General features: G+C 33.5%; 10 protein-coding genes. All 10 read left to right on the forward strand.

The features are described 5' to 3' along the window. The first annotated feature begins 281 nt into the window (after window positions 1-281). A complete protein-coding gene (locus IWX84_RS05150) occupies window positions 282-1,709 on the forward strand; it encodes an L-serine ammonia-lyase (RefSeq protein ID WP_196849682.1) in 1,428 nt (475 codons plus the stop codon). Between the two features lie 191 nt (window positions 1,710-1,900). Further along, complete coding sequence (locus IWX84_RS05155; protein ID WP_196849717.1) at window positions 1,901-2,860, forward strand: YeiH family protein; 960 nt, start codon at window positions 1,901-1,903, stop codon at window positions 2,858-2,860. A gap of 653 nt (window positions 2,861-3,513) precedes the next feature. Further along, window positions 3,514-4,257, forward strand: a complete 744-nt coding sequence (locus tag IWX84_RS05160; RefSeq protein ID WP_196849683.1) for a hypothetical protein — start codon at window positions 3,514-3,516, stop codon at window positions 4,255-4,257. Window positions 4,258-4,427: 170 nt separating this feature from the next. Continuing rightward, entirely contained in the window at window positions 4,428-4,910 is a 483-nt protein-coding gene (locus IWX84_RS05165) for a hypothetical protein (RefSeq protein ID WP_196849684.1), read from the forward strand. Between the two features lie 974 nt (window positions 4,911-5,884). Next, on the forward strand, window positions 5,885-6,436 hold the full coding sequence (locus tag IWX84_RS05170; RefSeq protein WP_196849685.1) for a DinB family protein: 552 nt from the start codon (window positions 5,885-5,887) through the stop codon (window positions 6,434-6,436). Window positions 6,437-6,828: 392 nt separating this feature from the next. Beyond that, the gene (locus IWX84_RS05175) at window positions 6,829-7,857 is read left to right on the forward strand and encodes an alpha/beta hydrolase (RefSeq protein ID WP_196849686.1); all 1,029 of its coding nucleotides are present in this window, start codon (window positions 6,829-6,831) and stop codon (window positions 7,855-7,857) included. A gap of 904 nt (window positions 7,858-8,761) precedes the next feature. Beyond that, window positions 8,762-8,956, forward strand: a complete 195-nt coding sequence (locus IWX84_RS05180; RefSeq protein WP_196849687.1) for a hypothetical protein — start codon at window positions 8,762-8,764, stop codon at window positions 8,954-8,956. A 268-nt stretch (window positions 8,957-9,224) separates the two neighbouring features. Further along, window positions 9,225-9,929: a DUF4386 domain-containing protein gene (locus IWX84_RS05185; protein WP_196849688.1), complete on the forward strand. Its 705-nt coding sequence runs from the start codon at window positions 9,225-9,227 to the stop codon at window positions 9,927-9,929. 451 nt (window positions 9,930-10,380) lie between these two features. Continuing rightward, the gene (locus tag IWX84_RS05190) at window positions 10,381-11,757 is read left to right on the forward strand and encodes a tetratricopeptide repeat protein (RefSeq protein WP_196849689.1); all 1,377 of its coding nucleotides are present in this window, start codon (window positions 10,381-10,383) and stop codon (window positions 11,755-11,757) included. Window positions 11,758-12,446: 689 nt separating this feature from the next. Continuing rightward, window positions 12,447-13,058: an SOUL family heme-binding protein gene (locus IWX84_RS05195; protein ID WP_196849690.1), complete on the forward strand. Its 612-nt coding sequence runs from the start codon at window positions 12,447-12,449 to the stop codon at window positions 13,056-13,058. Window positions 13,059-13,141 lie beyond the last annotated feature (83 nt).

The following is a 13,141-nucleotide window of genomic DNA, read 5'->3' on the forward strand; positions in this document are numbered from 1 at the left end:
TTCCTTCTAAATATTAGCTTAATTATCTTGCAATCAGTAGCAAATAAAAAAATACCTCAGATATTAATAAAAAACTAATTCGACGACAATAGAAAAATCCATTTAAAAACAGGAAAGCCAACTGCTGATTATTAAAAATTTAATTACCAATGAATCAAACAATTTGTTACTGAATAACTAAAAACACGAACTATAATTATTAAAATGACATCTAAAAGCGCTTTTGTAAAAAATTCTATATTTCTTTAATATATATTTGCGCTGTAAAATTTACCCTGATTATGGAAGAATGTATCTCTGTTTTTGATATGCTGAAAATTGGTGTCGGACCTTCAAGTTCGCATACCCTTGGACCTTGGCGTGCAGCCGAACGCTTTTTGAGTGAATTGCGAGAGGAAAATGTAATGCCTTTTGTAAACAGAGTAAAAGTCGATTTGTACGGTTCCTTATCCTTAACCGGAAAAGGGCATGCAACTGATTTAGCGTTAATGCTGGGTCTAAGCGGACAAGATCCGGAAACTATTCCTGTTGAAAATATTGCTGGAATCATCAAATCCATCGAAGACAAAAATGAAATTAATTTAGGAAACGAAATAGTGATTCCTTTTTATTTTCTGCAAGACATTGTATTCAATAAAAACTTCCTTCCCTTCCATGCTAATGGGTTAACTTTTACCGCTTATCTCAATGATGACAAGGAATATTCAGCGACCTACTACTCCATCGGCGGTGGTTTTGTAGTCAAAGAAGAACGCATCAATGCCAAGAAAAAAATCGCCATAAAATGTGCTTTTCCGTTTCCAATTGACAATGCTGCCGAATTACTCAATTTTACCATTACAGAAAAGAAAAAGATATCGGAAATCGTTTATGAAAACGAAAAATCCATGCGTTCGCCGGAAGTGATCGACCATGAATTGATGCGCATTTGGCATACCATGTTAGAATGCATGTACATTGGTTGTCATTCAGAAGGTATTCTTCCAGGAGGATTAAACGTACGCCGAAGAGCTTTCGATATGCACCAAAACCTCATTGGTTTAGCCAATTATAATTCTCCGCAAACCTGGCTCGAAGAAATAAGAAAAACCGAAGTGAAATTTCGCCAAATCCTGCAATGGGTAAGCTGTTTTGCACTTGCAGTAAATGAAGTCAATGCGGCTTTAGGACGCGTGGTGACGGCACCAACAAACGGAAGTGCGGGCGTTATCCCAGCCGTTTTAATGTATTATTTAGTGATTGAAAACCACGAAGCCGGAGATAAGGAAATCAAACAATTCTTGATGGTTGCCGGTGAAATAGGTAGTATTTTCAAGAAAGGTTCCACTATATCAGCAGCGATGGGCGGTTGTCAGGCCGAGATCGGGGTTTCCTCTTCTATGGCAGCAGCGGCTTTATGCGAATTAATGGGCGGAACACCCGAGCAGGTTTTAATGGCAGCCGAAATTGCCATGGAACATCATCTTGGAATGACCTGTGACCCAATTGGCGGATTAGTGCAAATACCGTGTATTGAACGCAACACTATGGGCGCCATCAAAGCTATTAATGCTGCGGAATTAGCCTTAGCCACCGATCCCGAAAATGCAAAAGTTCCCTTAGACAAAGTAGTGGAAACCATGTGGCAAACTGCCAAAGACATGAACAACAAATACAAAGAAACTTCCGAAGGTGGTCTGGCAATTGCTGTGAATATGGCGGATTGTTAAATATTTAGGATGAATCTGTCAAAATTATAGGAGAACCGCTGTTTATAAAATCCTACTGGAACATTAGTTTTACAATTCAGTATAACCTCAAGTAATGGGAAATTACTAAATACAATTTCGTTTTATCCTATAAATTGATGTCCTTTGTACCGTTATAAATTAAGAATAACAGTATGAAAACCGAATCTAAAATGCATAATCTCCTCACAAAAAACCTGTTTTTCAAAAGGATTTCCACGCAAGAAGTCATTTTTCTTTTGGCATTTGTTTTGTGTTTGTCCCCGTTCATTACGCCACCCATTGCGTTATTGATGGGATTGATTATTGCACAATTTATAGGCCATCCGTATTTACATTTAAACCATAAAGCCACCCATATTTTATTACAGGTTTCCGTTGTAGGACTGGGTTTTGGGATGAATGTAACCAGCGCAATGAAAGCCGGAAAAGAAGGAATCCTTTTTACAATTGCCTCAATTATTGGCACATTACTCATTGGATTTTTAATGGGCAAGTTTTTAAAAATAGAGAAGAAAACCTCCTTTTTGATTTCGGCAGGAACAGCCATTTGTGGCGGAAGTGCCATTGCTGCTATTTCGCCGGTGATAAAAGCCGAAGAAAAACAAATTTCGGTAGCCTTAGGCACTATTTTCATCCTCAATTCAATTGCTTTAATACTGTTTCCAGTGATCGGTCACGCTTTACATTTATCTCAAACGCAATTTGGAATGTGGTGCGCCATTGCCATTCACGACACGAGTTCCGTGGTGGGAGCAGCAAGTAAATACGGTCCGCATGCCTTGGAAGTAGCCGCAACAGTAAAATTGGCAAGAGCATTATGGATTATTCCCGTGGCATTTTTAGCGACGGTATTTTTTAAAAATAAAGGCACCAAAATCAAAATCCCCTACTTCATCGGCTTGTTCGTTTTAGCCATGATTGCAAATACCTATCTTCCAATTGTACAAAAATACAGTTCGTATTTAACCGGATTAGCCAAAGCAGGATTGACGGTAACCCTATTTCTCATTGGTTGCGGGTTGTCTAGAAAAGTCTTGCTTTCCGTGGGATACAAACCCCTACTTCAAGGAGTTGTGCTTTGGTTCCTCATTTCCGCCGTCGCTTTATGGGCAATACTTTCATTACTGTAAGGTATAAACATATTATTTTCTGGTAGCTTTTCCAGCTATTCGCTACAAGATTTCATCAAAAAAGGCCATTTTGTAAGCCCTAAAAATAGCTTCCGTTGGTCGCTTTTTTAGGACAACAAAATTCAGCCTTTTTTGATAAAATGCTTTCCACTGCTATCTGGGCTAAAAATAGGAAAGAAAAATCGTCTTCTCATTTACCGGAAAGTATCTTGACGTAGTTAAGACTTATTTCACCACGTATAAACCTCGAAAATATCTTTTTGAAATACAATATGGTGGGCAATACAGTTCCAGAACCGCGCAACAGCTTTTTAAAAACGGATTTGCAAAAGCTGGAATTCACAAATCATTACGAGAACAGCTTAAAACATAGTCATTCCTTCCTGCAAGCAGGTTTGCAACCCACTTCTTGACAAATGGCTGAAATATTCATTTTATACAAGAGTAATTAGGATACACTAGTCGTAAAACCAACACCAGCTACTCCCATTTTTCAAAAACGCAAACCTGTAAGCTAGCAACCCCACTAGATTGCTTCGTAGATGAAAATAATAAGAAAATACTGAACAACTTAAGTAAAACATTCAAAAAGATGTATATATTTGATGTTATAGACAAATCGTGAGTAATTATAAAAATACGACTTTATTCAAATGAATGAAATTCCAAAAAATATTCAAGAAATTTTAAATCAATCTATCAATAAACTTGATAGACCTGTAAATGAAATAATTACAGAATTAAAAAAGGAAAGAGATAGGGAATATTCCGATTTTGAATATTGGTTAGGATTAGAATCGACTGACCCAGAAAAGTATAATGAAATTGATGAAATAGCTAACCATACTGGTCATTCACTTCAAATCCAAATGCGAGAACATATTGAGTCAGCGCTTTATGCAGAAGACGAGCTAATTGCATTGTTAGAAATGAAAATTATCTATGCATTCAAACACCTTGAAATAAACACAAAAAAATTGATATTTCATTTCTATAACGAGTTACCTAATGCTAATCCGAAATGGCACGAAATGATTGATTTTTTAAAGAAAAGGAATATTTCAGTAAAAGAACTTAATGATTACGTAGAAGTAAATGAATTAAGACTGGTTAACAATTCACTAAAACATTCAACTCAAAGTTCTGACAAAAGCATAATGGAAATTGCGGAATTTAAGAATAGTTCAATTCAACAATTTGAGTCATTAGATAGGTTTTACGAAAGAATAATTGATAGTCCTTCCTTATTTTTCTGCGACCTTTTGGATAAAGTGGAAAAGGAGGTAAATGATTTTAATGAAACGAAATTAAAGAAAATAGCTGAAAAGGTAACAAACCAAATGAATAAAGAGATTGCCGAAAAACTTATAATCGAAATAAAAAGAAAGTATAAATAATTACTCACAACAGCCATCTTGAGCTGGCTGGAATTTAGTGGAATTATCGTTTATTTTCATATATTCGTTTAGCCGAAAATATTCTGCTAACAAATTGCCTACAATACGATGCTGAGAAGCATTAACAGTAGTTAGAAAGCAGATGTGATAAACTCAACAAATTGAAAATTATGAGCAAAAAAAATATTGGTTTCGAAAATTTGAACTATTCCATTATACTTTTTTGTTTTTTTTCATTTTCAACACTGTATTCACAAATAAATTTTAGTAGAGAGGTCATTGACAAAAAATATAAAGGAAGAATTTTAAGTTCACAAAAACAGGGCGAGTTCTTGGAAGAAAGTAAAATTCTTAATAAAAAAACTGATACAATAACGTTTGTCTTTGATGATAAAAACATCGCGAAACTAATTACTATAAAAAATCAAACGGCTCGAATCACTGATGATAAATTCCATAAATATGCGAGTGAAATTAATCCAAAATTTCGTTTTCATTCAAAATTAGAAAATACAAATACAACCATATATTTTAATGAGGAAAAGGATTTAGTAAACATCAAGATATTCGCTGATAGTGCAAAGAATATTTTAATTGAGGTAGTTTTCATTTCTGGCCAAAAAATGATTCAAAAATTAGTGCCACATTATTAAAGAGAACTGCCCTACTAGCAGTTTTAATGTCGTGGGTGTCTTCCCGATGCCGCCCATATTAGCGCTGATTAAATAATAAAACACAATTATGAATAGAAATGTAAATCTAATATTGAGTAGCACTTGTTTATTTTATTTTGCAATTTTAATATACATATCATTTAAACATATTTTTCTGCATAACTTTTTTAGTGCAATATTCGAGTTAGTAACTATCCCTTTACTTATTTTAACAATTGTAATGCTTGGTGTTAATCTTAAAATATGGTATTTGGAAAAGTTGTCAATAAAATCAACCTCCTTTCTTTCAATATTAATTTTAATAACAGCTATAATCTTAATGAGTTTAGCAACAATCTTTGATATTTAAAATGCAGGTAATAAGTTTGTTTTAACATTCAATAAGACACTGTAACTTCAATAGAAAAATAACATAGTGTATCATTCGTTTTGATCTATTGCGTGATTTAGTGATATTACCGCTTCGCATTCAATTTACGTTCACTCGAAAAATTACCGGTTGCGAAGCACACACCATCTCAAAGAGCCAAACGGTTTGCATCATACTCGCGAAAAACATAGAATATAAGAAGAAATGTAACAAATAACAAAATCTGAAGAATCACTAAAAGATAGTATTAACAAGGCATACAACGACACAGTATACAGAAGGCCAGCAGGTAACAGGCGTTTGACAAAAAAGCGAATTAAGTTCTAAATTCATGTTTATATTTCGCAAGAAATTTAGAAGTAACAGAAAATATTCGGTTACGAAGTTCGCAACCTCGCAAAGCGACGAAACGTCCGGCTGTGAAAAAACTAAGTCAAAAAGAGAAACTATTCGGACACTTGTAGGAGAAAAATTTCATACAGCCTGTTCTCAGAGGCTCTTTTTGAGTTTATTCAGAGACTGACGTTAGTAACAAGTGTAGAAATTGAACTTAATTTTGACAAAATTTAAATAATTTAGGACAATGAAAAAATGGACAACTGAATTGGATAATATAACTGAACAAGCAATCTCAAAATTTGGGATACTTTCAAGCGAACAGTTGAATTGGAGACCTAATTCCAATACGTGGAGTATTGCCCAAAATATTGACCATATAATAGTTGTTAATGAGACCTATTATCCCGTTTTGATCGCTTTAAAAGAAGGAACATATAAAACCCCGTTCATATCGAAAATTGGTTTTATGGTTTCATTTTTGGGAAAAACGATTCTCAATGCTGTAAAACCAGACAGAAAGAAGAGGATGAAGACATTCCCGATTTGGGAGCCAACTGGAAGCGAAATAGACGGAGCAATATTGAGCCGATTTGAAAGGCATCAAAGTGAATTGAAACGACAAATTGAATCGTCAAAAGAATTGATTGAAACGGGGACAATAATTTCATCCCCTGCAAACAAAAATATAGTTTACAAATTGGAAACCGCATTTGACATTATTATTTCGCACGAGCAAAGACATTTTGAACAAGCCAAAGAGATTATGGAACTAATGCAAAATAACACTATCCACTAACAGCTGAGGCTTCGTTGCGTCTGAAAGACGAACAATGAACTCGCGGTTGAACGGAACCGCTTTACTTCCAGCCCTATGGGGTTATCGTAAAATAATTAAGAGGATTTGATATCCTCTTTTTTTTGGGGTGATAATCGATCTGGTTTTATCGTGTTTTCCTTCACCTTTGGGCATAGCTGCTCTTACCAATTACTGTAATTCAGCTTAAAGGGAACTACTTATTTGTAACTGTTGGCGCGAGATTCCCGTTATGTGTTGCATCTTTAAATATAAAACTTTTCTTCCTTTTTGTGACATAAATTTCTATATTTGGAAGAAATAAACGAAGGTTCTTTCACAGACTGACGTTGGCGGTAAGTTTACAAAAGACTAGAGACATCAATACATAAAAAATGAAAAAAAAGATTTTTAAAATCACAAAATGGCTATTACTAATATTATTGATAATATTTATAGTAAAAGGATGCATTCCAACTAAGTTAGACGTTCCTCAAATGAAACAAAGAGTAACAACTCAATATTGGAATTTACCCTCTGGTTCAAAAATAGCATACACAATGATTGAAGGGAAAGGAACGAAAAAAACTTCCCCAATTATTTACTTACATGGTGGACCGGGTGGTTATGTTTATACAAAAAATATTGAAATTCTTGGTAAACTTTCAGAATTAGGATATGATGTCTACTTATATGACCAAATTGGTTCTGGACTCTCGGGTAGATTAGAAAAAGTAAAAGAATATACTGCAAACCGTCATAAAAAAGACCTTGAAGAAATTGTAAATCTATTGGGAGCAAAAAAAGTAATTCTTATTGGGCAATCATGGGGTGGAGCTTTGGCAGTATTATTTGCGGCAGACAACTTGGATAAAACTGATAAATTAATTTTTACTTGTCCTGGTGCAATAAAACCAGTAAACGATGAATTAGAAAAAGTAAAATCGCCAGATAGTTTACAATTAAAAGAACCTTATAACCCAAATGCAAAAGCTATTGCTTTTGCTCTTAATCCAAGATATATTTCAATTAGTATTTGGGCTCGTTTTTTCGGTACAAAATTAGCTTCTGACAAAGAAGCTGATAGTTATCTAACTAAGTTGGCAACTGTATTTACAAAAGGACTTGTTTATGATTCATCAAAAGCCATAGCGGAGGAAGGTGGTGCTGGATGTTACAGCAATTTAAACACAAGCGTAAGTTATGGTAAATTAACCGACCCAAGAATAAATCTTAAAAAATCAAAAATTCCTATTTTAGTTTTGAAAGGACAATATGACAATATAAATTGGGGCTATACCAAGGAATATCTTGACTTGTTCACGAATCACAAATTAAAAATTATTCCAAGTGCTGGTCATGAAATTTTTGTTGAACAACCTGAAATATATTTGAATGAAATAAAAATTTTTTTAGAAAATTAAAACCTACCGCCAAAAGCTAAGGCTTCGTTGGGCTTGCAAAGCCAACAATGAAGCCGCGGTTAAACGGAACCGCTGTATTAGCAGTTTTAATGTCGTGGGTGTGTTCCCGATGCCGCCCATATTAGCTGATTAAATAATAAAACACAATTATGAATAGAAACGGAAATCTAATTTTGAGTAGTACTTGTTTATTTTATTTTGCAAGTGTAATATACATATCATTTAAACATATTGTTCTACATAATTTTTTTAGTGCAATATTCGAGTTAGTAACAATCCCTTTACTTATTTTAACAATCGTACTGCTTGGTGTTAATCTTAAAATATGGTATTTGGAAAAGTTGTCAATAAAATCACACTCCTTTCTTTCAATATTCATTTTAATAACAGCTATAATCTTAATGACTTTAGCAACAATCTTTGATATTTAAAATGCAGGTAATAAGTTTGTTTTAACATTCAATAAGACAACGGTAACTTCAATAGAAAAATAACATAGTGTATCATCCGTTTTGATCTATTGTGTTATTTAGTGATATTACCATTTCGAAAAATTACCGGTTGCGAAGTACACACCATCTCAAAGAGCCGGACGGTTTCCATCATACTAGCGAAAAACATAGAATGTAAGAAGAAATGTAACAAATAACAAAATTTGAAGACTCACTAAAAGATAGTATTAATCCATTGAGTGTAATTAGTTTTTGATGATAATTTTTCGTCAGTTCGAGTGATTTTCTCCCAAAGCCTCGGGAAGAAAAATGTATCGAGAACAAGAAAAATTGTTATTAAAATCGGTTCTCGATACATTTTTTGTTTCATTTCATTACACAAAAAATACTCGAACTGACGTTTTGAATAGTTACAGCTAACGGGTAGTATCAAATAATTAAATAGAGAACAAATGAAAAAACTAACAAAAAGGAATTCGCTTATTTTAATGTCTAGTGGAATGTTTATAATTGCAACTTCTCAAGTGTTTTCACGTTTTGTGGAATTAACTGATTTGACAAAAGGTTTGTTTTTGGGAATAGGCCTCGGACTTTTAATTTTGGCGGTAGCTTTAAGAAACTATAATACAGTTCAAAAGATTAAATAAACATCGCAGAAAATAAACTAAACTTCACACTATAGAATATTTGAAAACAAAATAGTTGAAAGATTTGAATTGTGTAGTAATAAAAAAGTAATAATAAGTACGATTGAGCGACAGCAGTTTTACAAGTTTGAGGTTGTACTGAAATTATGTTTTACTTCATATCTTCGTTTGGGAAGAAAAAACGCTGTTTAAAAATTCTCAACATTGCGAAGCAAAAAAACATATGGCAAGTTAAAATCAAAATTACTCCGAAAAAAAACTACATAAAATGATTTCAGATAAAAAATTAGCTCGTATTGCAGGTTTTTGTTACTTACTAGTAATTGCAACAGGATTGTTTTCCGAAGTTTTTGTAAGGCAGGCATTAACAGTTTCTACCGATGCGTTAGCGACTGCACAAAACATAAAAGCACATGGAATGTTATTTCGTTGGGGTTTTGCTTCGGACCTTTTCAATTTTGTAATAGGTTTGCCAACGATATTAATAATTTATCATATTTTCAAGCGAGTAAATAAATTATTAGTACAACTTGCGTTAGCTTTTGTAATTATCCAAACCGCCATAATTGCTGTCAATCTGCTCAATCAAATTTCACCGCTTCTGATTTTGGGCAATGATCCGTACCTAAACACTTTTCAACCAAATCAACTTGCAACACTTTCGTTGTTGTCGTTAAAAATTCAAGCCCAAGGTTATGCTATTGGTTTGGTATTCTTTGGATTTTATTGTTTAATAATTGGTTATGTACTTTTCAAATCAAACTTTTTACCAAAAATATTTGGAATACTTTATGCACTTTCAGGTTTATGCTACTTGATAAATAGCTTTACAATGTTTCTTTCCAAAGGTTTTGAAAACCCAATTTTTCTATATCTTGCAATTCCGATTTTTATTGGTGAATTGTCTTTTTGCTTGTGGTTACTAATAAAAGGTTTAGACACTTCAAAACATAAAATACCGAATGAAATTTAAGATTGTACTTATAAACAGAAAAAAGTCCGAACCGCTAACAGTTAAGGCTTCGTCGCGTTCGCAACGTCGAACCAACACCTAAGCAATAGCTACTGAACGATTCTATATTTGCCCTATTGAATTTGTTTAGTACAGTCAACTATCATAAGAGAATATTCAACTTGATTGGTCAAAAAGATTTTTAATAAGATCTACAAGCGTTAGTCTATTCGTTCAACTTTATGAAAATATTTTTAAAGCCTCTTTGCCACTTAAAATAATTAAAAAATCATTAAGAGTATTTTTGTAAAGAGACTTTCTTTTACACTACAAATCAACTATATTTACGTTAAAGTAAGTTCTAAAAAGACCTTTTTGGGGTTTTTAGTCTGATAGCTATCGAACGAAGCCAAGTTGTGTGATATTTTCGAGAACCGAGTAATTAATATTATATTAGAACTAAATTCACCCTATGCGAAACATTCTCCACCTGCTACTGATTTTAATTTCAGTAGGAAATATCTTTGGACAATCAAAAGATGTCAAAGAAATTGAGAATACGTTATCTTTTAACAAGGAATACACTACAAATATAGTATCGTTAATTAAAGCTTCCTCTGAAAATACAAATATAAACCCTACCAAATCAATTGATTTTGCAGAAGAAGCGCTTCTCGAATCAAAAAAAATTAAATCTTTATATTATGAAATGCAAAGCCTAAATAAATTAGGTTTTGCATTATTTGTTACCGGCAATTATTCCAGGGGATTAAAAATTTCATTGCAAGGACAACAATTAGCTGAGAAATTAAATGACAATAATGGTATCCTCAGTGCCTATAATAATATTGGAAATATTTACAGGAGACAAGGAAATTACAATGGTGCGATTGCAACCTTATTACTGGCAAAGAAACTTTTAGAAGAAAAAAAGTTGTCTGGTAGCAATATAATTTCAACGTTAGGTATCTGCTATCTTGAAACAGGGCAAACAGACTTGGCAATAAAATACCTTCAAGATGCTTATCAGCAAAGCCTTAGAGTTAAAAGCGATCAAATTTCTATTATTTATAACCGATTAGGGGATTTGCAGTCGAAATTAAATAATATTCCATTAGCGTTGGAATATTACCGCCTTGGCGTAGCGACTGCCACGGAGAGAGAACAATACAGATGGTTATGTTTTAATTATCTTTCATTAGCAACTTTGTATTTTAACCAAAAGCAGACCGATTCAAGTATAGTTTATGCACAGAAAGCAATTTCGATAGGAAAACACAAATTTCTTCATCAAACCCAAAAGGCTGCAATAGTTCTTTCTGATTCTTACAATCAATTGAAACAGTCCGATAGCTGTTTAAAATATTTACGGATGGCCATGACTATCAAAGATACTATCCAAAATAACAAAGAGGAATCAGAAATCCAAAACCTCTTATTTGAGGATCGCCTCCAAAAAATAGAAGTCGCTGAAGAAAAAGTACGATTGGCAGAGGAACGTGCCCACAATCTTCAATATTCGGCAATTGCTGTAACACTAATTCTTTTTGTGATAACTTTCCTAATCTTTAGCCATTCGAAGTTTGCCAATAAGGCAACAATACGTTTTTTGGGAATCTTATCTTTGTTAATTATCTTTGAATTCATCAATTTACTTCTTCATCCGTACCTTGGCGGATTGGTTCATCATTCTCCAATACTCATGTTGTCCATAATGGTTTTAATCGCTTCACTTTTGATTCCGTTGCACCATAAATTGGAACATTGGATAACAGAAAAACTAATCGAAAAAAACAACAAAATAAGATTAGCCGCTGCGAAAAAAGTAATTGAACAAATAGGGCGCTGAAAATCAAAAAAAAAAGTCGCAAAAAAGTTAAGGCTTCGTTACTTTGACCGCGGCGAACCAAAACCCAAGCAATCGCAAATGGAAGAAGTAATGATATCTTTGTTGAACCCGTCACGGCGAGAAGGCAGGAACCAATCATGAGTCCATTCCTATGGAATTATCGTAAAAATATTTGAAGGATTTCAAGAGGGTTTGATATCCTCTTTTTTTTATGGCATACTGTTATAAAGCATATTGAGCTCTATTTTGTTCATTTTCTAGTACAAATTATAAGCTTCACTGTTAAATAACCGAATAAGGAAGTTGCTTTTTGACTAATATCAATGGGGAAATTGCATTCTAGGATTGCAAAGAGAATCAATAAAAAAACTGTAAAGGACCAATAAATTTAAAGCTAAAACAGTTACAAAGATTATTATCCTAATGAAAAAAAACTGGTATTGGACTAGGATTGCAAATCCACGCCATAGGATTTTTCGAAAAAAATTGACAAGATTATGGTAATCAATAAAGCTATACTTTCAATACAATCTTTAATTGACTTCTTCTTTTTGGTAAATAGGATACATTTTTTTCATAACTTTCAACAATGCGGTAGCGAATAAACTGCTACAATCACCCCAAGGGCTTATAGCCCGTGAATGTTGGTGAAATTAAAAATACAATAGCCATAACCCTAAATCCAAATAATGAAAATACTATTAATTTCACTCGGAGTAATCGTTGTAGCCTTTATCATCGTTCAATTATACGCCATGAACGAGCAAAAAAATATTGAATCCTATCCATATGTAGTCAATAAAAAGTACGACACATTTGAAATCCGTAACTACGAAGCAACTTTGTTTTCTTCTGTCAAACTCTCTACTAAAGATTATAAAGAGGCGTCCAGCAAAGGGTTCTCAATTTTAGCCGGATACATTTTTGGTGGAAATGAAAAGAATGAAAAAATAGCGATGACTTCACCTGTAGCCATGTCCTTGGAAGATTCCATGACGGTTATGTTTATGGTTCCCAAAAAATTCAAAAAAGAAACCCTTCCACAGCCTAACCAATCGCGAATAGAGTTTCGCGAGGAACCGGCAAAAACTGTTGCTGCCATTACCTTTGGCGGTTGGGCAAATGCTGAAAAAATAGAAAAATATAAAGAGAAATTGAAGGCAGCTTTGGATGCCGAGGGAATAAAATACACAAACCGATTTTACTTTTTGGGATACAATCCCCCTTTTGAAGTTATTAATCGTAAAAATGAAGTTATTGTTGAGTTGGAAATCGCACCCGTTGAACTAATTAAACAATAATAAAGTTGTCCGAAGTGTTATAAATCGGATTGAGCGTATATGAACTAGCTGTCGAGGAAAGGGAATTGTCAAATAACCGAATT

Origin of the sequence: Flavobacterium sp. CG_9.10, from assembly GCF_015752245.1 — a bacterium.
GTDB lineage: Bacteria > Bacteroidota > Bacteroidia > Flavobacteriales > Flavobacteriaceae > Flavobacterium.